Genomic DNA, 18,377 nt, shown 5'->3' on the forward strand with positions numbered 1-18,377 from the left:
TTTATAGAGTTTGTTAGCAGGCTAAGTAAATAAAACAGGCATGAAACAAGTTTCATGTAGGCCGCCCAGCCATGAAAAAGCCCCGCACTGGGCGGGGCTTCAGGTGTTGCTGGCAGGGCAGTATCAGTTGCCTTTCACCGGCTTGCCATCGACCGTGCCATCCTGCAGCACGATCACGTACTCCTTGCCATCGGTCTCCACCTGGCGCAGTTGCACCAGCAAGTAGTCCCAGCTCTTGGCAAACCACAGCTCGGTGATGCGTTTGCTCTGGCTTGGGTCGCGCACGCGCTCGACCTTTACCGCATCGACCTGGCCGGTCTTGGTGGTGACCTTTTCAGTACCCAGTACGCGGAAGTCGTAGGTGTCGATCTCGTCACCATCAACCACCTGGTAAGTCATGCTCTTCTTGCCAGCGGCCACATCATGCTGCAGGGCCAGCTGATAAGACGACTTGTCCAGCACGCCGCGGTTCAGCGGCAGGCTGACGGCATCGCCACGGTCACTGCCAGTGACCTTCTTGGCGGTCCAGTCGAAATTGAGGTCGACCTTCTTGGCCTTGCCCAGGCCACCGCGCTCGAAGTGGTACTTCTGCGGCAGCAGAGTGTCGTTTTCCAGGCGCAGGGTACTTTGCTCGGTCAGGCTGGCGATCATCATGGAAGCCTTGAAGTTCAGGTCCCAGGTACCGTTGGCGTTCTTGACCAGGCTGCGCTCGGCGGTGCCGCTCATGGGCAGTTGCTTCCAGTCGGCGGTGTAGCTGGCCGAGAACGGCTTCAGATCAGCTGCCTGGAGGGGCAGGGCGAGCACGGCAAGTGCCAAGAGCAGGGCGCGACGCATAAGTTCTCCTAGGATCGAATCAAATGACCGCTGGCGGGCAGCGGCTGGCCATCCAGTAATGCACCCTGTTCACCAAGACGCAAGCGCCCTTCGGCAAACCAGCGCACTGCCAGCGGATAGATCAGATGTTCCTGACAGTGCACCCGCTGAGCCAGGCTTTCGACGGTGTCATCAGACACCAACGGCACCACAGCCTGTACGACCAGTGGCCCGCCATCGAGTTCCTCGGTCACGAAGTGAACGCTGCAGCCATGCTCGGCGTCGCCTGCCTCCAGGGCCCGGCGGTGGGTATGCAGGCCCTTGTATCTGGGCAGCAACGACGGGTGGATATTGAGCAGACGGCCCTGGTAGTGGCGTACGAAGTCGCCACTGAGGATACGCATGAAGCCGGCCAGTACCACCAGGTCCGGGGCAAAGCCGTCGATGCACGCCATTAGCGCGGCATCGAAGGCTTCACGGCCGTCGTAGCGGGTGTGGTCGAGCACGGCGCTGTCGATGCCGGCGGCCGCAGCGCGCTGCAGGCCGTAGGCATCGGCGCGGTTGGACACCACCGCGCGGATGTGCGCCGTGCTGTCCTGGCCCTGGCAACTGTCGATCAGGGCTTGCAGGTTGCTGCCGGAGCCCGACAGCAGTACCACTACATTGCAGGTCTTGCTTGGCATCAGTGTGCCTTGAGGTTCTGCAGCTCGACCTGGGCAGCGCCTTCAGCGGCCTCGGCGATGTGGCCGATCACCCACGGCTGTTCACCGGCGGCGCGCAATTCGTTCAGGGCCGCTTCGACCTGGTCCTGGGCTACGCAGATGACCATGCCGACACCGCAGTTCAGCACGCGGTGCATTTCATGCTCGTCGACGTTGCCTTTTTCCTGCAGGAAGTCGAACACTACCGGGCGCTGCCAGCTGGCCACGTCGACCACGGCCTGGGCGTTTTTCGGCAGGACGCGCGGAATGTTGTCCAGCAGGCCGCCACCGGTGATGTGGGCCATGGCCTTGACGGCGCCGGTGTTCTTGATCAGCTGCAGCAGCGGCTTGACGTAGATGCGGGTCGGGGCCATCAGCAGGTCGGTCAGCGGCTTGCCATCCAGCTGGGTGTTCTCGATGTCGGTAGCGGACACTTCGAGGATTTTGCGGATCAGCGAGTAGCCGTTGGAGTGCGGGCCGGAGGACGGCAGGGCGATCAGCGCGTCGCCGGTGGCAACCTTGGAGCCGTCGATGATCTCGGCCTTTTCCACCACGCCTACGCAGAAGCCGGCCAGGTCGTAATCTTCGCCTTCGTACATGCCTGGCATTTCGGCGGTTTCACCACCGACCAGCGAGCAACCGGCCAGTTCGCAACCGGCGCCGATGCCGGTTACCACGGTGGCGGCTACGTCCACGTTGAGCTTGCCGGTGGCGTAGTAGTCGAGGAAGAACAGTGGCTCGGCACCGCACACAACCAGATCGTTGACGCACATGGCGACCAGGTCCTGGCCGATGCTGTCGTGCTTGTTCAGGTTCAGCGCCAGGCGCAGCTTGGTGCCGACGCCGTCGGTGCCGGAGACCAGCACCGGCTGCTTGTAGCCGGCCGGGATCTCGCAGAGGGCGCCGAAGCCGCCCAGGCCACCCATGACTTCAGGGCGTGCGGTGCGTTTTGCCACGCCCTTGATGCGTTCGACCAGTGCTTCGCCGGCGTCGATGTCTACACCGGCGTCCTTGTAGCTCAGGGAGGGTTGCTTGCTCATTGATCCAGGCCTTTAGGAGGGAGGGATTCTTAAAAACGACCATGACGGCCAAGGCCGGCGGGTGAGCGGCGGCTGCCTGAAACGTCAGTGGTCTGTGAAGGCGCGCGATTTTATCAGGGTTGCCGGGCAGCGGCCATCCTCAGGCCGACGGGCAGGGCATTAAAGTGGGTAAAGGTGAGGCACTGAACCTCTGAGATCCGACACCTGTCGGATCCAGGCATATCTGCAGCAACCAATCTTTCACCCGCGCGACTGGTTACCTGGCGCCCCCGTGTATAAGGTATAGGCATTGCGGTAAATGGACAGGAACCCTCCATGCGTTTGTTCAACATTCTGGCAGCAGGTTGCCTGGCCCTGATCTCGGCCACTGCCCTGGCTGAAAATGTCTCCGGCCTTTACCAGGTGCGCGAACCGGTCACCGGGCAGGGGGCTGAGGCGCGTACCGCCGCCACTGCCCAGGCCCTTGACACACTGGTGTTGCGCCTGACCGGCGACCCCAAGGCGGCGCAAAGCCCGGCCCTTGCCGAGCTGCGCAAGGACCCCCAGCAAATCATCAACCAGGTGGGCACCGAAGCCGGCCCACCCGAGTCGGTGCTGGTCGAATTCGACCCTGGCAGTACCGAGCGGGCCCTGCGCAAGGCCGGCCTGGCCCTGTGGGGCAGCAACCGGCCGTCGATCCTTGGCTGGTGGTTGAACGGCAGTGTCGAGGGCAGCAGCCTGGTCGGTGACGGCCAGGCCAGCGCCCAGCCCCTGCGCCGTGCCGCCCAGCACCGTGGCTTGCCACTGCGTCTGCCGCTGGCTGACCTGCAGGAACAACTGGTGGCCAATGCCAAGCAGCTCGAAGCCAGCGACCCGGCGCCGCTGCGCCAGGCCGCCGAACGTTACGGCGCCGATGCCTTGCTGGCGGTGCATGCCCAGGAGGCCGACGGCAAGTGGCAGGGCAAGTGGCAGCTGTGGCTGGGCGACCAGCGCGAGCAGGGCAATGCCGAGGGCGCCGACCAGGCGGCGTTGGCCGATGCGGTGATGCTGGCGGTAAGCAGCCGCCTGGCGCCACGCTATGTCACCCGCCCCGGCGCCAGCAGCCAATTGCAGGTGCAGGTGCAGGGGATGAGCCTGCAGCGCTACGCGGAGTTGGCCCGTGTGCTTGAGCCCTATGGCCCACGCCTGCAAATGGCCGAAGGGACCACCCTGACCTATGGCGTCACCGCCAACCGTGAACAGCTGCGTGCCCAGCTTGCCCTGGCCAAGCTGCAGGAGCTGCCGGCAGAGCAAGCCGCGCCCGCGACACCGGCACCAGTTGCCGGGCAAGACCCGGCCGTGCCGGCGCAACCTGCACCCAAGCCGTTCGATGGCCTGCGATTCCGTTGGTAAGGAGCTCCAAAATTGACTGACATGCGTCGCTGGATCTGGCTGGGCGTTGCACTGCTGCTCGCCGTACTGTTGTACAGCTTGCACAACATTCTCACGCCCTTCCTGATCGGCATTCTCCTGGCGTACCTGGCCGACCCCCTGGTCGACTGGCTTGAGCGCCGGGGGTTGTCACGCACCTGGGGGGTGGTAGTGGTGTTCGGCCTCTTCACTCTGCTGTTCATGGCCCTGTTGCTGGTGCTGGTGCCAATGCTGGCCAAGCAGCTGGTGCGTTTGTACGAGCTGGCGCCGCAGATGCTCGACTGGTTGCAGCATGTGGCGCTGCCCTGGGTGCAACACCGGTTGGGGCTGGCCGATGGTTTCTGGAAGTTCGACAAGATCAAGGCGGCCATCAGCGAACACATGGGGCAGACCACCGACATTGTCGGGGTGGTATTGTCACAGGCGACGGCGTCGAGCCTGGCGCTGATGGCCTGGCTGGCCAACATGGTCCTGATTCCGGTCGTGGGGTTCTATCTGCTACGTGACTGGGACCTGATGATGGCCAAGCTGCGCAGCTTGCTGCCACGCCAGCATGAGGAAGATGTGGTCGGCCTGGCGGGCGAATGCCATGAAGTACTTGGGGCGTTCGTGCGCGGCCAGCTGATGGTGATGGTGGCCTTGGGGTTCATCTATTCTGCCGGGCTGATGCTGGTGGGGCTGGAGCTGGGGCTGCTGATCGGCATGCTCGCGGGCCTTGCGGCCATCGTTCCTTATATGGGCTTCATCATCGGCATTGGTGCAGCGCTGGTGGCCGGCCTGTTCCAGTTCGGCGGCGATTTGTACCCGATGCTGGGCATTGTTGCCGTGTTCATGGTCGGGCAGGCGCTGGAGGGCATGGTGCTGACGCCGTTGCTGGTGGGCGACCGCATCGGGCTGCATCCGGTGGCAGTGATCTTTGCCATCCTTGCCGGCGGTGAGCTGTTCGGGTTTACCGGGGTCTTGCTGGCGTTGCCGGTGGCCGCGGTGATCATGGTGCTGCTGCGGCATGTGCATGATTTGTACAAGGAATCGGATATGTATGCCGGGGATGTGGACCCGGAATTGTGATGCCATATACCTCCGACCCACCCCAAAACCCGCAACCTGTTGATTTTCCTTGCGCTATCCGATGCCGTGATTGTGCACCCAGCGCTGCGGGTATAGACTTTGCACATTGTTCACCAAAGGCCCCCTGCGGTCCTGCCGACCGCCCGCGAGCATGAAACCACCGATCCAGTTGCCCCTGGGTGTGCGCCTGCGCGATGACGCCACCTTCATCAACTACTATCCGGGCGCCAATGCTGCGGCATTGGGCTACGTCGAGCGGCTATGCGAAGCCGACGCCGGCTGGACCGAGAGCCTTATCTACCTGTGGGGCAAGCAGGGTGTTGGCCGTAGCCACCTGCTGCAGGCTGCCACCCACCGCTTTCAGCAGCGCGGCGAGCCCGCGGTCTACCTGCCCTTGGCACAACTGCTCGAGCGCGGTGTAGAGCTGCTCGACTACCTGGCCCAGTATGAACTGGTGTGCATCGACGACCTGCACGTGATCGCCGGCAAGGCAGACTGGGAAGAGGCCATGTTCCACCTGTTCAACCGCCTGCGTGACAGCGGCCGACGCCTGTTGCTGGCAGCCTCGGCTTCGCCACGCGAACTGCCGATCAAGTTGCCGGACCTCAAGTCGCGGTTGACCCTGGCCCTGGTGTTCCAGATGCGTGGCCTGTCCGACGAAGACAAGCTGCGCGCCCTGCAGCTGCGTGCCTCGCGCCGTGGCCTGCACCTCACCGACGAAGTCGGTCACTTCATCCTTACCCGTGGCGCGCGCAGCATGAGTGCGCTGTTCGACCTGCTCGAGCGCCTCGACCAGGCCTCGCTGCAGGCACAGCGCAAGCTCACCATCCCTTTTCTCAAGGAAACCCTCGGCTGGTAACCCCCTGAAAACCTTGGGCCAGAGCGGCAAAACGAAAAAGTCACATGTTTTTCGATAAAATTTGCAAATGGCCATGATAGAGGGCATAGTTTCCCCCTTCTAAAGGATTACAGACACGGTCGTGCCCATGCTGAAGCGCTTCGCACCCCTCGTGCCACTCGCACTCGTGACCCTGCTTTTTGGCTGCGCGGCCCATGGCCCGGCTTCTCAATCAGCACCTCAGGATCACACCCCGATCGCCGCACAGTCGGCGGTCAAGGCCAAAGCCTCGACCTCGTCGGTTTTCGGCGAACCGGAAGAGCTGGCCACTGAAGATGACCTGGAGGTCTTCTCCAGCAGCAGCAAGCCTTACCAGCTGCCAGTACTGGCGGACAGCATTCTCGAGCGTGGCATGTCGTTGATCGGTACCCGCTACCGCTTCGGTGGTACCTCGGAAAAGTCCGGCTTCGACTGCAGCGGTTTCATCGGCTACCTGTTCCGCGAAGAGGCGGGCGTGACCCTGCCACGCTCCACGCGTGAAATGATCAACGTCGATGCTCCGAAAGTGGCACGCAACAAGCTCAAGCCGGGTGATCTGCTGTTCTTCAGCACCAATGGCCGCGGTCGCGTCAGCCATGCCGGCATCTACCTGGGTGACAACCAGTTCATCCACTCCAGCAGCCGCCGCAGCGGGGGCGTGCGCATCGACAGCCTCGGTGACCGCTACTGGAGCAAGACCTTCATCGAAGCCAAGCGCGCCTTGGCCATGGCGCCGACCAACATCGCGCGCAACTGATGAAACGGATGCACCCGCCACGGCGGCGATGCTTTGAAAAAAGCTCGCCGCCGTGCGCATTTACAGAAGTCGTCTAATCTGAATTCTCAACTCTTTTCGGCTGCGGTTCAGCAGTCTCGGACAGGATGGTCTGGCCATGATAAAGATGGCGCGCTTTGCATTTCTCTCCCTGGCGGCCTTGCTGGCTGCCTGCTCCAGCCGCGCGCCCGCGCCGGCGCCTGTGGTGCAGCCGCAGGTCAGCTACAGTCAGCCCAGCCCTTCGCCCATTGCCGATGACGTGCTGATCCGTGCCATCGGTCTGGTAGGCACGCCTTATCGCTGGGGCGGCAACACCCCGGACTCCGGTTTTGATTGCAGTGGCCTGATCAAGTATGTGTACCGTGATGCTGCCGGCATCAGCCTGCCGCGTTCGACGCGGGAGATGATCGTCATGCGTGCGCCGACGGTGGACGCCAAGTCGCTGCAGTCCGGTGACCTGGTGTTCTTTGCCACCAGCGGCGGCTCGCAGGTCAGCCATGCGGGTATCTATGTAGGTGAGGGGCGCTTCGTCCATGCTCCTTCCACTGGCGGCACGGTTCGCCTGGATTACCTGTCCAACAGCTATTGGGCGAAGGCATACCTGGAAGCCAAGCGGGTGATCCCGGCAGGGCATCTGGCACAGAATCCTTAACCCGGTGCCATCGCCGGCATGCCGGCGACAGCCCGCGGTTTTGCTTCAGTGCAGCCTGCTGATTCGCCAGACCACATTGCCCACGTCATCCGCCACCAGCACGCCACCGCGACCGTCGTTGGTCACGCCTACGGGTCGGCCCATGGCATTGCCGCTGCCATCGACAAACCCCGTCAGCAGGTCGACAGGCTGCCCCGATGGTTTGCCGGCAGCGTTGAACGGCACGAAAATCACCTTGTAGCCGCTGTGTGGCTTGCGGTTCCACGAGCCGTGCTGGCCCACCAGTGCCCCCTGGTTGAAGGGCGGCGGCAAAGCGTCGGGGGCGGCGAATGCCAACCCGAGTGATGCGGTGTGTGGGCCTACCGCATAATCCGGCACCCGTGCCTGGGCCACCTTTTGCGGGTTCTGCGGTTGCACCCGGGTGTCTACATGCTGCCCGTAGTAACTGTAGGGCCAGCCATAGAAGCCGCCGTCCTGCACCGATGTGATGTAGTCCGGCACCAGGTCGCTGCCAATTTCGTCGCGCTCGTTCACAGCAGTCCACAATGCCCCGCTGTGTGGTTCCCAGGCCAGCCCGTTGGGGTTGCGCAGGCCGGTGGCGTACAGCCGGTGCTGGCCGCTGGCCGGGTCAACTTCCCAGATGGCCGCCCGGCCTTGCTCTTTGTCCATGCCGTTTTCTCCCACATTGCTGTTGGAGCCAACCGTCACATAGAGTTTTTTACCGTCGCGGCTAGCCACCACGTTCTTGGTCCAGTGGTGGTTCAGCGGACCGCCTGGCAGCTCGACCACCGGCTGCCCTTTTTCACCTATCTGCAAAGCCCCCGGCTGGTAGTGAAAGCGCAACAGCCTGTCGGTGTCGGCGACGTACAGGTCATTGCCAACCAAGGCCATGCCGAACGGGGAGTTGAGCCCTTCGATAAACGGTGTGCGCAGTTCTGCGACACCATCATGGTCGGCATCGCGCAACAGGGTGATACGGTTGGCGCTGGGCACCGCTGCGCCTGCGCGTTGCATTGCCTTGCCCATGAACCATCCGCGTATGCCCTTGCCATCTTCGGGTTTGGGCGGTGCATTGGTTTCTGCCACCAGCACATCGCCGTTGGGCAGCACGTACAACCAGCGCGGATGGTCGAGCTTGTCGGCAAACGCCACCACTTGCGTGCCTGCTGCGGCCGTGGGTTTGCCGCCCTGCGGCCAGCCGATCGCCGGGGCAACGTTTACGGTGGGAATCAGGGACTTTCTAGGGGCGGGCAATTGCGGCGTCGGGCCGCTGCCCTGGTCCACATTCAACAGGGCTGTTTCGCCACAGCCGGCCAGGCATGCCGCGATTGTCAGTGCAGTGAGGGTGCGGGTTCGGTTCATGTGCGCTGCTCTGCAGGGAGTCTTTTGCATTCAGAACTCGCTGCTGCACGTTGGGTTCAGTCAGGCAGGGTCACCTACCGCGCTCAGATATATCTACCGCCGCCAGGGGTGTGCAGCTGACGAACATTTCGTTTCCGGCATCTATCAGGAAACGACCATGTACGACCTGCAACAGGCAATGCTGCATAACCTTCGAGTGCTGGGGGCTGGTCATGAGCTGGCGCAGTTGGCGCGGGATTTTGTTCGCGAGTACCCCGACCCCTACCGGTTGGCCCGCGACCATGCCAGTGCCATCGTGCGCCAGCACACGAAAAAAGACTGGGATCCGGACCGTGTCTGGTGGCACCAGTTCAAGGGTGCCAGTTCCAGCAGCCGCAGTTTCAACGGTTGGGCGCACAGCGGCCCCCCGGTCAAGTCGCTGCGCCTGACCGAGCTGGTGATCGAGCGTTTCGACCTGGGCTTTCAGGACGCCACCGATGAGCTCGACCTGTACGGTGGCTTCTACCGACAGGGCCCCCATGCCCCCTGGTTCGATGAACGTAACGAAGTGCCGATGCTGGCGCGCGATGTACAGCGCGATTTCTGGAAGCTGGATTTTGCCCAGGTCGTGCGCCAGCAGGTTAATGACTTCTGGGTTGCCCATGCGGGCGACTTTCAGGTGTTGGCCAAGGTCAACCTGATGGGTGAATGCGCGCGAGCGCTGCGCGAAGGCAGCATCACTGGCGACGATGCCTCGCAACTGCGAAGCCTGGTGAATATCGGCTTGAAGCCCCAAGGCAGCGTGCCGACCCTGGCACAACTGCGTCAGCCGACTGGGGCCAGCGAAATAGCCGTCAGCGCCTGCCACCCCGCAGGGGCTGGGCGGGTGTGGATGTATGTGCTGTCGCTACCACACGGGCGAACCGTGCTTTACCTGCCTTTCGATGAACAGACACTGCGCGGCTTTGACTCACCGGAAGCGATGGCCGGATGGTTCAGCGCCCAGCTGCGTAGCAAGGCGGGGGTGCAGCGTGTACTGGCGGGCATCGTCACAGACCCGCAGTTGACGGTGGAAACGGATGATGCACGAGAGGCCCTGCAGACCATTGCAGATAGCCCGGGGGGGGCACGAGGCGCTGGGCCTGCTGGCGCGTTCATACAGGCCTGTTTCAGGTGATTTCTTCGCCCACCTGGGGAAGGACGCTGCGCAGAACATGAGGCACAACGCTGAAATGCTGGTGGACAACCACCGGTTGCGGGAAGGAATGTTCAGCGGCTATGTCGATGTGTTGTTACGGTTCTCGTTCTACTTTGCGCCGCTATGCCCAAGCCTGCCGCTGGCGATTCTGGGCCTGTCGCTTGCCAAGCTGTATGTAGATATCGACCAGGGCCTGCATGCCCGTACCCGCGAGGGCCGCGAGGCAGCGCTGGGGGCAGCGATTTTCGACAGTATCTTCGCGGCCTTGGGCATGGTCGAGGTCGACGCCAAGACTGCGAGCACGCTCAGAGCCCTGTCGTATCGACCCGCATTTCACGAGGCAGAGGCTTCACTGGCCGGCTGGCAAGTGGCACCCGCGCCTGAACAGGTGCTGGAGGGGCAGGAGGCCAATGTACTGCTGGCGGGCAAGCCGCTTGGCGCCGACGAGCTCAAGGGCATCCGGCTTGGCGCCAATGGCGAATGCTGGATTGACCTGGGTGGCCTGCCGTACCGGGTGCGCTACAGCAGCGAGCTCGAGCACTGGCTGGTGGTTGACCCGGGCAACCCGTTCGCCTTCAGCCCCATACGCCCGGTGCGCCTGTCAGGTAGTGGCGAATGGGAGATGCTCGAACCGCCGCGGCTGACGGGTGGGGCCCCTGACGACGGCTTGGCAAGTGAGACATCGCCATTCTGGGACGAGTACATGCGCAGTAACCAGCAGCGTAGTGCTGCAATCTCCACTGAGGCGTTCTTGCGGCATCAGGCGCTGCTGGATTCAGCGGATATCGCCTTGGTGCCTGACGGGGGCGATCCGTTATCCGATTCCCAGGGATACGAATACGTCGAGTACGAGGGGCAGGCGCAATACACCTACCGGGAGGGCGCGGGCTACAACAACAGCCTGATCGAGGTCTACACGCATGATGATTCGATCAACAGTTTCCTGCGTGAGGGGCAGCGAACCAGCTCGTCGGTCCGCTACCTGAACAAGCTTGCAACCAGTATGGAGCGCCTGCCCCGGGATGCTGCAGTCCCCCTTTACCGCGGCGGGCACGGGGTACGAGGCACCAGTGGCGTGCATTTTTGCAGTGGGCGTTTCAAGGTAGGCGATACATTGGTCAACACCGATCTCTCATCCTTCACCGAAAACCCATACATGATGCGCAAGTTCGCCGCCGACCCGGATGACATGGCCAGTACGGGGGAACTCGGTGTGTTCGATGAAAGTTCAGTGGTGTTCGAACTACCTGCTGGCGCGTATTCGAGTGGCGTTCCGGTCACGGCGTTCTCTGCCTACAAGGAGGAAGCCGAAACCTTGTTCATGCCTGGCGCCTATTTCCAGATCGAGCATATAGGCCAGATCACCGGGGCGGACTACCGCTTTGTCAATGTCCGGTTGCGCCAGGTACCCAAGCCGGCTTCAGGTCCGGTGTATGACTTGCGCACTGGCGTGGTGTTTGCCAGGGATGCCTACCTCGAGCGCCTGGGTAGCCCGCAGTTGGTCGATCGTTTCTTCCCGGCCTGATCTTGTGGCCGTCCCGCTGCTCAGGCTTGTTTGAGCAGCAGCGCCACCCCCGGGAAGTACTGGCCTTGCTCGTTGTGCAGCTTGCGATAGGCATACGGGAAGTACCAGGCGATGGCGCAGGCGGTATGCGTTTTCAGGTCGTCGACCAGGTCCTGCAGTTCTTCGGGGCTGGCGTGCTGGCCTGCTTTCCAGGGGCTGATGAACAGCGCCGCCGCCTTCAACTGGCTCGGGTAGGCGACCTGTCGGGCGAGGGCGGCGGTCTGTTGCAGGGCGCCAGCCATGTCCAGCCGGCCGACCTTCGGCCAGCGCTGGCTTGTACTGAGGTACAGGGCCTCCTCGGCGCTGATGATCGACAGGTCGCAACGCCCTTCGTTTTCGCCTTCGTCGCGCTGCTTCTTGCCGGCGAACTGCTGCAATGCTGCCAGCTCGGCCTGCCAGGCGGCCGCTGCCAGCAGCCCGACGTTGGCAGCGGCGCCGTGCCAGTAAGGGGCTTCAGCATCGCCGGCAAACTGGTTGAAGCGGTCGATGCAGTCGACCCAGCGCTCCAGCACGGGGCTGAGAAACTCCAGGCGCGGGTTGTTGATGATCTGGCCTCGCATGCTGCGCTCTCCTGTTGCAGGTGTGTTCCCATTCACTCGGGGGTGATGGCTATGAGCCATCACTGGGTTGAGTGTGGCACACCTTGGGGATTTGGCCATTGCGCGGTGGCGTGCCTGTTCGACGGCAATGGTCCCGGTTCGATTGACGCTCAGGGTGCAACCCTCTAACCTTCGCGCGTGTTTCAGGTGCCCTGCCAGCCTCGACCTGGCAGGGTGAAACTGGGAAGCCGGTGGGCGCCAGCAGGGCGCGATTCCGGCGCTGCCCCCGCAACGGTAGGTGAGTCGCGGCCGCGCAGGGCCACTGGGTGCCAGCACCCGGGAAGGCGCGCAGGCCCGGGCCAAGGCCCGCTCACAAGCCCGGAGACCGGCCTGAAACTGCCAACGGCATCACGGAGGGTGATGCGCGGTGCACCGTGGCCTGCGGCCGCGGCCCCTGCGCGTTCTCCGTTTGCCTGCCTATTACCTGCCGTCGCGCGTTGCCGTGGCGCCAGCCAGCGGAGAACCCTGATGAGCGAACCCACCGAACGCGACGAACGCCACTTGGCGCGCATGCAGCGCAAGAAGGCGATCATCGACGAACGTATCGCCAATTCCCCCAACGAATGCGGCCTGTTGCTGGTGCTGACCGGCAATGGCAAGGGCAAGAGCAGCTCGGCCTTCGGTATGCTCGCGCGCGCCCTGGGCCATGGCATGCAGTGTGGCGTGGTGCAGTTCATCAAGGGCCGTAACAGCACCGGTGAGGAGCTGTTCTTCCGGCGTTTCCCCGAGCAGGTGCGCTACCACGTGATGGGCGAAGGCTTTACCTGGGAGACCCAGGACCGCCAGCGTGATATCGCCGCCGCCGAAGCGGCCTGGGCCGTTTCGCGCCAGTTGCTGCAGGACCCGAGCGTGCAGTTCGTGGTACTGGATGAGCTGAACATCGCCCTCAAGCATGGCTATCTCGACCTTGACCAGGTGCTTTCCGACATCCAGGCCCGTCCGCCCATGCAGCATGTGATCGTCACCGGCCGTGCGGCCAAGCCCGAGATGATCGAGCTGGCGGACACGGTGACCGAAATGGGCATGCTCAAGCACGCCTTTCAGGCCGGGATCCGCGCACAAAAGGGCGTAGAACTGTGAACCAGCCCCGTCATTGCCCCGCCGTGTTGATCGCGGCACCGGCCTCGGGCCAGGGCAAGACCACCGTTACTGCTGCGTTGGCCCGCTTGCACCGTAACCACGGGCGCAAGGTGCGGGTGTTCAAATGCGGGCCAGATTTTCTCGATCCGATGATTCTGGAACGTGCCAGCGGTGCGCCGGTTTATCAACTGGATTTGTGGATGATCGGTGCCGAGGAAAGCCGCCGCCTGTTGTGGCAAGCCGCAGGTGACGCCGACCTGATCCTGATCGAAGGGGTAATGGGGCTGTTCGACGGCACGCCGTCCAGCGCCGACCTGGCGCGCCACTTTGGCGTGCCGGTGCTGGCGGTGATCGATGGCACGGCCATGGCTCAGACCTTCGGCGCATTGGCCCTGGGCCTGGCACGTTACCAGGCCGACCTGCCATTCGCCGGCGTGCTGGCCAACCGTGTCGGCAGCCTGCGCCACGCGCAACTGCTGGAGGGCAGCCTGACCGAAGGCTTGCGCTGGTACGGTGGCTTGTCGCGCGAGCGTGGCATCGAACTGCCCAGCCGTCACCTGGGCCTGGTCCAGGCCAGCGAGCTGAACGACCTCGACGCACGCCTGGACGCCGCCGCCGAGGCGCTGGGCGCCAGTTGCGATGCTGCCTTGCCGCCGCCAGTGGCCTTTGCCGCGCCCGAGCCACAAGCCAGTGCTGCCTTGCTGGCCGGCGTGCGTATTGGTGTCGCACGGGACGAAGCCTTTGCCTTCACCTATGGCGCCAACCTCGAACTGCTGCGCAACCAGGGTGCACACCTGGAATTTTTCTCGCCGCTGCATGACCGCGAATTGCCTGCGGTCGACAGCCTCTACCTGCCGGGCGGCTACCCTGAACTGCACCACCACGCCCTGGCTGCCAACGCGCCGATGTGCGAGGCGATCCGTGCCCATCACGCCCAGGGAAAACCGCTGCTGGCAGAGTGCGGCGGCATGCTGTACCTGCTTGATGCCCTGACCGATGTGGCCGGCGAACGTGCCGAACTGCTCGGCCTGCTGCCCGGCGAGGCAACCATGCAGAAGCGCCTGGCAGCGCTGGCCCTGCAGGCAGTGGCGCTGCCGGAAGGCACCCTGCGTGGCCACACCTATCACCACTCGCTGACCAGCACCACGCAGGAACCGATCGCTCGCGGCCTGAGCCCCAACGGCGGGCGGGGCAATGAAGCGGTGTATCGCCTGGGGCGGCTGACGGCTTCCTACGTGCACTTCTACTTCCCCTCCAACCCGGACGCGGCGGCGGCGCTGTTGCGACCATGAGCCAGCACGCCTTCAGCGACGCCGAGCGCGCCGCCATTTACCGGGCCATCGGCGAGCGCCGCGACATGCGCCATTTCGCCGCTGGCGAGGTAGCGCCGCAACTGCTTGGCCGCCTGCTGGCTGCCGCGCACCAGGCACCCAGTGTCGGGCTGATGCAGCCCTGGCGCTTCATCCGCATTACCCAGCGTGACCTGCGTACACGTATCCAGGCACTGGTGGAGGCGGAGCGAGTGCGTACCGCCGAGGCGCTGGGCGAGCGCTCCGATGCCTTCATGAAACTGAAGGTGGAGGGCATCAACGACTGTGCCGAGCTACTGGTGGCGGCCTTGATGGACAACCGTGAGTCGCACATATTCGGCCGCCGCACCCTGCCGGAAATGGACCTCGCCTCGCTGGCCTGCGCCATCCAGAACCTCTGGCTGGCCGCCCGGGGCGAAGGCCTGGGCATGGGCTGGGTGTCGCTGTTCGACCCGCAGGCGCTGGCGGCCTTGCTGGGCATGCCGGCCGGGGCCAAACCGGTGGCGGTGCTGTGCCTGGGGCCGGTCACCGAATTCTACCCGGCGCCGATGCTGGTGCAGGAAGGCTGGGCCGAAGACCGGCCCTTGACTGAAATGCTGTTCGAAAACCAATGGGGAGAGCGCCAATGAGCGTGGCCTTGCTGACCGTGGCCGGGGTGGCGCTGGACGCCTTGCTGGGCGAGCCGCAGCGGCGCCACCCGTTGGTGGCGTTCGGCACTATGGCCAGTAACCTCGAGCGCCGCCTGAACGCCGGCGGGCGCGGCTGGCGCAGCCACGGCGTGAGCGCGTGGTTCCTGGCGGTGGTGCCGCTGACCCTGGGGGCGCTGATTCTGTCCTGGCTGCCGTATATCGGCTGGCTGGTGGACGTGCTGGCGCTGTACTGCGCCGTCGGGCTGCGCAGCCTGGGCGAGCATGTACTGCCAGTGGCCAACGCCTTGCGCCAGGGCGACCTGGCAGAGGCACGGCGGCGGGTCGGCTACCTGGTCAGCCGCGAAACCCGCGAACTGGACGAGCCCGCCGTGGCCCGCGCGGCCACCGAGTCGGTGCTGGAAAACGGCAGCGATGCAGTGTTCGCCGCGCTGTTCTGGTTTGTGGTCGCTGGCGCGCCGGGCGTGGTGCTGTACCGCCTGAGCAACACCCTGGATGCCATGTGGGGTTACCGCAACGAGCGCTTCGAGCGCTTTGGCTGGTGTGCGGCGCGCATCGACGATGTGCTCAACTATATTCCCGCAAGGCTGGTGGCGCTGACCTATGCGCTGCTGGGCAAGACCCGCCTGGCCCTGGCCTGCTGGCGCAAGCAGGGCCCGTTGTGGGACAGCCCCAACGCCGGGCCGGTGATGGCCGCCGGTGCCGGTGCGCTGGGGGTCGAGCTGGGCGGCCCGGCGGTGTACCACGGTGAGCTGCATGAACGACCCCGCCTGGGCGAGGGGCCGATGGCCGACGCCGACGCCATCGAGCGTGGCTGGTACCTGGTCCAGCGCGGCGTGTGGCTGTGGCTGCTGGTGATCTGCCTGGGGGCGTATATCAATGCTTGAACACGGTGGCCGCTTGCTGCGCGCTGTGCGGCAATACGGCATTGCTCGCGAGCAATGGCTCGACCTGTCCAGTGGCATCGCGCCTTGGCCGTTCCCTATCCCTTCGATCCCTGTGGATGCCTGGGCCCGCCTGCCGGAAACCGAGGACGGCCTGGAAGATGCAGCGCGCACCTACTACGGTGCCCGTCAATTGCTGCCAGTGGCCGGTTCGCAGGCCGCGATCCAGGCATTGCCGCAGCTGCGCGCAGCCGGCCGGGTAGGGGTGCTGACCCCGTGCTATGCCGAGCACCCGTATGCATGGCAGCGGGCGGGGCATCAGCTGCTGGAGCTGGATGAAACGCAGGTCGAGGCGGCGCTCGACACGCTCGATGTGCTGGTGCTGGTCAACCCCAACAACCCAACGGGGCGCCGGGTGCCGCGTGAGCGCCTGCTGGCCTGGCATGCTCGCTTGGCCGCCCGCGGTGGCTGGTTGCTGGTCGATGAAGCGTTTATCGACAACACACCTGCCGAAGGCGTGGTCGGTTGCGCCGAACGCCCAGGCCTGATCGTGCTGCGCTCGTTTGGCAAATTCTTCGGCCTGGCTGGCGTGCGCCTGGGTTTTGTTGCTGCCGAGCGCAGCCTGCTGCTGCGCCTGGCTGAGCTGCTCGGCCCTTGGACCGTGAACGGCCCGACCCGGGTGCTGGCCCAGGCCTGCCTGGCCGATCAAGCCGCCCAGCGTCAGCAGATCGAACGCTGCGCTGGCGCCAGCCAGCGGCTGGCCGAGCTTTTACGCAGCGCTGGCCTGGCGCCCAGCGGTGGCTGCGACCTGTTCCAGTACGTGCGTAGCCAGCACGCTGTGCAATTGCATGACTTCCTCGCCCGCCGCGGCATCCTCGTGCGCCTGTTCGAGCAGCCTCTGGCCGTGCGCCTTGGGCTGCCCGCTTGCGCGGCAGATGAACAGCGCCTGGCCCAGGCCCTGGCGGATTACCAGAAGGAAACAGCATGACCACCCTCATGGTGCAGGGCACCACCTCTGATGCGGGCAAGAGCACCCTGGTGACCGCGCTGTGCCGCTGGCTGTTGCGCCAGGGCGTCGGCGTGGTGCCGTTCAAACCGCAGAACATGGCGTTGAACAGCGCGGTAACTGCCGACGGCGGTGAAATCGGCCGGGCCCAGGCCGTGCAGGCCCAGGCCTGCAGGCTGGCGCCGCACACCGACATGAACCCGGTGCTGCTCAAGCCCAACAGCGACACCGGCGCCCAGGTGATCATCCATGGCCGCGCCGTCACCAGCATGAACGCGGTGGCCTACCACGACTACAAGGTCATCGCCATGCAGGCGGTGCTGGCCTCGCACCAGCGCCTGAGCGCCGTCTGGCCAGTGGTGATGGTCGAAGGTGCGGGGTCGCCGGCAGAGATCAACCTGCGTGCCGGCGATATCGCCAACATGGGCTTTGCCGAAGCGGTGGACTGCCCGGTGATCCTGGTCGCCGACATCAACCGCGGCGGTGTATTCGCCCATCTGGTCGGCACCCTCGAACTGCTGTCGCCTAGTGAGCAGGCGCGGGTCAAGGGATTTGTCATCAATCGCTTCCGCGGTGACATTGCCTTGCTGCAACCGGGGCTGGACTGGCTGGAAGAGCGTACCGGCAAGCCGGTGCTTGGTGTGCTGCCGTATGTGACCGACCTGCACCTGGAGGCCGAAGACGGCATCGATGTGCGCCAGGGCGCCAAGCACGAGCGCGTGCTCAAGGTGATCGTGCCGGTACTGCCGCGCATCAGCAACCACACCGACTTCGACCCGCTGCGCCTGCACCCGCAGGTAGACCTGCAGTTCATCGGTCCGGGTCAGCCGATTCCGGCTGCCGACCTGATCATCCTGCCGGGCTCCAAGAGCGTGCGCGGCGACCTGGCACAGTTGCGCGAGCGCGGTTGGGAAAAGGCCATCGCGCGGCATTTGCGCTATGGCGGCAAGTTGATTGGTATTTGCGGCGGCTTGCAAATGCTGGGTCGCGAAGTGCATGACCCGCTGGGCCTCGAAGGCCCTGCAGGCTCAAGCCTGGGGCTTGGCCTGCTCGACTATGCCACGGTGCTGGAAGCTGAAAAGCAACTGCGCAACGTTGCTGGCACGCTGAACCTGGAAGCAGCGGCGGTGGCAGGCTATGAAATTCACGCTGGCGTCACCACGGGGCCTGCCCTGGAGCATCCTGCAGTGACGCTGGCTGATGGCCGCTGTGACGGTGCTGTCAGTGCTGATGGCCAGGTGCTCGCCACTTATCTGCACGGTTTGTTCGAAGGCAGCCAGTCGTGCGCGGCGCTGCTGCGCTGGGCAGGGCTGGAGGATGTGCAGACCATCGACTACCAGGCTCTGCGCGAACGCGATATCGAACGCCTGGCCGATCTGGTGGAGAAGCACCTGGACACGGCGCAATTGCGTCAACTTTGTGGGGTGGCCTGA

At 64.4% G+C, this 18,377-nt stretch carries 18 protein-coding genes and 1 riboswitch; of the genes, 13 read left to right on the top strand and 5 right to left on the bottom strand.

All coding sequences use genetic code 11. The features are described 5' to 3' along the window. Positions 1–123: 123 nt before the first annotated feature. Genes AC5O5R_RS06090 through purM form a run of 3 tightly spaced genes read right to left on the bottom strand, consistent with a single transcriptional unit; the run spans position 124 to position 2,554 of the window. Positions 124–834 carry a DUF3108 domain-containing protein gene (locus AC5O5R_RS06090; RefSeq protein ID WP_172229545.1) on the bottom strand — a complete coding sequence of 237 codons (711 nt, stop codon included), beginning with the start codon at positions 832–834 and terminating at the stop codon, positions 124–126. A gap of 8 nt (positions 835–842) precedes the next feature. Next, positions 843–1,496 carry a phosphoribosylglycinamide formyltransferase gene (purN, locus tag AC5O5R_RS06095; RefSeq protein ID WP_172229543.1) on the bottom strand — a complete coding sequence of 218 codons (654 nt, stop codon included), beginning with the start codon at positions 1,494–1,496 and terminating at the stop codon, positions 843–845. Continuing rightward, entirely contained in the window at positions 1,496–2,554 is a 1,059-nt protein-coding gene (gene purM / locus AC5O5R_RS06100; RefSeq protein ID WP_016485267.1) for a phosphoribosylformylglycinamidine cyclo-ligase, read from the bottom strand. The genes purN and purM overlap by 1 nt, the downstream gene beginning before the upstream one ends. Before the next feature lie 315 nt (positions 2,555–2,869). Here purM and AC5O5R_RS06105 point away from each other — a divergent pair, with 315 nt between their 5' ends. The 5 genes from AC5O5R_RS06105 (at position 2,870) to AC5O5R_RS06125 (ending at position 7,315) form a co-directional block, all read left to right on the top strand. Further along, the gene (locus AC5O5R_RS06105) at positions 2,870–3,925 is read left to right on the top strand and encodes a DUF2066 domain-containing protein (RefSeq protein ID WP_172230648.1); all 1,056 of its coding nucleotides are present in this window, start codon (positions 2,870–2,872) and stop codon (positions 3,923–3,925) included. A gap of 12 nt (positions 3,926–3,937) precedes the next feature. After that, entirely contained in the window at positions 3,938–5,011 is a 1,074-nt protein-coding gene (locus AC5O5R_RS06110) for an AI-2E family transporter (protein WP_172230645.1), read from the top strand. Positions 5,012–5,162: 151 nt separating this feature from the next. Further along, the gene (hda, locus tag AC5O5R_RS06115; protein ID WP_056796562.1) at positions 5,163–5,870 is read left to right on the top strand and encodes a DnaA regulatory inactivator Hda; all 708 of its coding nucleotides are present in this window, start codon (positions 5,163–5,165) and stop codon (positions 5,868–5,870) included. Between the two features lie 127 nt (positions 5,871–5,997). Then, positions 5,998–6,645, top strand: coding sequence for a C40 family peptidase (locus AC5O5R_RS06120; RefSeq protein WP_172230642.1), 648 nt, complete (start codon positions 5,998–6,000; stop codon positions 6,643–6,645). Between the two features lie 136 nt (positions 6,646–6,781). After that, positions 6,782–7,315, top strand: coding sequence for a C40 family peptidase (locus tag AC5O5R_RS06125; protein WP_172230639.1), 534 nt, complete (start codon positions 6,782–6,784; stop codon positions 7,313–7,315). Positions 7,316–7,360: 45 nt separating this feature from the next. Here the strand turns inward: AC5O5R_RS06125 and AC5O5R_RS06130 are convergent, their stop codons facing one another. Beyond that, complete coding sequence (locus tag AC5O5R_RS06130; RefSeq protein WP_172286746.1) at positions 7,361–8,677, bottom strand: PQQ-dependent sugar dehydrogenase; 1,317 nt, start codon at positions 8,675–8,677, stop codon at positions 7,361–7,363. A gap of 157 nt (positions 8,678–8,834) precedes the next feature. Here AC5O5R_RS06130 and AC5O5R_RS06135 point away from each other — a divergent pair, with 157 nt between their 5' ends. Further along, on the top strand, positions 8,835–9,833 hold the full coding sequence (locus AC5O5R_RS06135) for a dermonecrotic toxin domain-containing protein (protein WP_172225419.1): 999 nt from the start codon (positions 8,835–8,837) through the stop codon (positions 9,831–9,833). 37 nt (positions 9,834–9,870) lie between these two features. Continuing rightward, positions 9,871–11,379 carry a hypothetical protein gene (locus AC5O5R_RS06140; RefSeq protein ID WP_172225417.1) on the top strand — a complete coding sequence of 503 codons (1,509 nt, stop codon included), beginning with the start codon at positions 9,871–9,873 and terminating at the stop codon, positions 11,377–11,379. Between the two features lie 20 nt (positions 11,380–11,399). Here the strand turns inward: AC5O5R_RS06140 and AC5O5R_RS06145 are convergent, their stop codons facing one another. Further along, entirely contained in the window at positions 11,400–11,978 is a 579-nt protein-coding gene (locus AC5O5R_RS06145; RefSeq protein WP_172225415.1) for a hypothetical protein, read from the bottom strand. Between the two features lie 167 nt (positions 11,979–12,145). After that, a riboswitch (cobalamin riboswitch) is annotated at positions 12,146–12,365 on the top strand. A gap of 120 nt (positions 12,366–12,485) precedes the next feature. On the opposite strand from AC5O5R_RS06145, the gene cobO reads away from it, so the two are divergent. Genes cobO through AC5O5R_RS06175 form a run of 6 tightly spaced genes read left to right on the top strand, consistent with a single transcriptional unit; the run spans position 12,486 to position 18,377 of the window. Further along, positions 12,486–13,097 carry a cob(I)yrinic acid a,c-diamide adenosyltransferase gene (cobO, locus tag AC5O5R_RS06150; protein WP_172225412.1) on the top strand — a complete coding sequence of 204 codons (612 nt, stop codon included), beginning with the start codon at positions 12,486–12,488 and terminating at the stop codon, positions 13,095–13,097. Continuing rightward, positions 13,094–14,389 (top strand): cobyrinic acid a,c-diamide synthase CobB, encoded by a 1,296-nt coding sequence (locus AC5O5R_RS06155; protein WP_172225409.1) that lies wholly within the window; start codon positions 13,094–13,096, stop codon positions 14,387–14,389. The genes cobO and AC5O5R_RS06155 overlap by 4 nt, the downstream gene beginning before the upstream one ends. Then, positions 14,386–15,036 (top strand): 5,6-dimethylbenzimidazole synthase, encoded by a 651-nt coding sequence (gene bluB, locus AC5O5R_RS06160; protein ID WP_172225406.1) that lies wholly within the window; start codon positions 14,386–14,388, stop codon positions 15,034–15,036. The genes AC5O5R_RS06155 and bluB overlap by 4 nt, the downstream gene beginning before the upstream one ends. After that, positions 15,033–15,941 carry an adenosylcobinamide-phosphate synthase CbiB gene (gene cbiB, locus AC5O5R_RS06165; RefSeq protein WP_172225394.1) on the top strand — a complete coding sequence of 303 codons (909 nt, stop codon included), beginning with the start codon at positions 15,033–15,035 and terminating at the stop codon, positions 15,939–15,941. The genes bluB and cbiB overlap by 4 nt, the downstream gene beginning before the upstream one ends. After that, positions 15,934–16,926 (top strand): threonine-phosphate decarboxylase CobD, encoded by a 993-nt coding sequence (cobD, locus tag AC5O5R_RS06170; protein ID WP_172225392.1) that lies wholly within the window; start codon positions 15,934–15,936, stop codon positions 16,924–16,926. The genes cbiB and cobD overlap by 8 nt, the downstream gene beginning before the upstream one ends. Then, complete coding sequence (locus tag AC5O5R_RS06175; RefSeq protein ID WP_172225390.1) at positions 16,923–18,377, top strand: cobyric acid synthase; 1,455 nt, start codon at positions 16,923–16,925, stop codon at positions 18,375–18,377. The genes cobD and AC5O5R_RS06175 overlap by 4 nt, the downstream gene beginning before the upstream one ends.

This window comes from Pseudomonas sp. 8_5_2, from assembly GCF_059295255.1.

Coding starts and splice junctions, on each gene's coding strand:
- AC5O5R_RS06125 (WP_172230639.1), top strand. CDS start 6,782: ATGATAAAGATGGCGCGCTTTGCATTTCTCTCCCTGGCGGCCTTGCTG.
- AC5O5R_RS06120 (WP_172230642.1), top strand. CDS start 5,998: ATGCTGAAGCGCTTCGCACCCCTCGTGCCACTCGCACTCGTGACCCTG.
- purN (WP_172229543.1), bottom strand. CDS start 1,496: ATGCCAAGCAAGACCTGCAATGTAGTGGTACTGCTGTCGGGCTCCGGC.
- AC5O5R_RS06105 (WP_172230648.1), top strand. CDS start 2,870: ATGCGTTTGTTCAACATTCTGGCAGCAGGTTGCCTGGCCCTGATCTCG.
- AC5O5R_RS06145 (WP_172225415.1), bottom strand. CDS start 11,978: ATGCGAGGCCAGATCATCAACAACCCGCGCCTGGAGTTTCTCAGCCCC.
- AC5O5R_RS06135 (WP_172225419.1), top strand. CDS start 8,835: ATGTACGACCTGCAACAGGCAATGCTGCATAACCTTCGAGTGCTGGGG.
- hda (WP_056796562.1), top strand. CDS start 5,163: ATGAAACCACCGATCCAGTTGCCCCTGGGTGTGCGCCTGCGCGATGAC.
- cobO (WP_172225412.1), top strand. CDS start 12,486: ATGAGCGAACCCACCGAACGCGACGAACGCCACTTGGCGCGCATGCAG.
- cbiB (WP_172225394.1), top strand. CDS start 15,033: ATGAGCGTGGCCTTGCTGACCGTGGCCGGGGTGGCGCTGGACGCCTTG.
- AC5O5R_RS06175 (WP_172225390.1), top strand. CDS start 16,923: ATGACCACCCTCATGGTGCAGGGCACCACCTCTGATGCGGGCAAGAGC.
- cobD (WP_172225392.1), top strand. CDS start 15,934: ATGCTTGAACACGGTGGCCGCTTGCTGCGCGCTGTGCGGCAATACGGC.
- AC5O5R_RS06090 (WP_172229545.1), bottom strand. CDS start 834: ATGCGTCGCGCCCTGCTCTTGGCACTTGCCGTGCTCGCCCTGCCCCTC.
- AC5O5R_RS06130 (WP_172286746.1), bottom strand. CDS start 8,677: ATGAACCGAACCCGCACCCTCACTGCACTGACAATCGCGGCATGCCTG.
- purM (WP_016485267.1), bottom strand. CDS start 2,554: ATGAGCAAGCAACCCTCCCTGAGCTACAAGGACGCCGGTGTAGACATC.
- AC5O5R_RS06140 (WP_172225417.1), top strand. CDS start 9,871: ATGAGGCACAACGCTGAAATGCTGGTGGACAACCACCGGTTGCGGGAA.
- bluB (WP_172225406.1), top strand. CDS start 14,386: ATGAGCCAGCACGCCTTCAGCGACGCCGAGCGCGCCGCCATTTACCGG.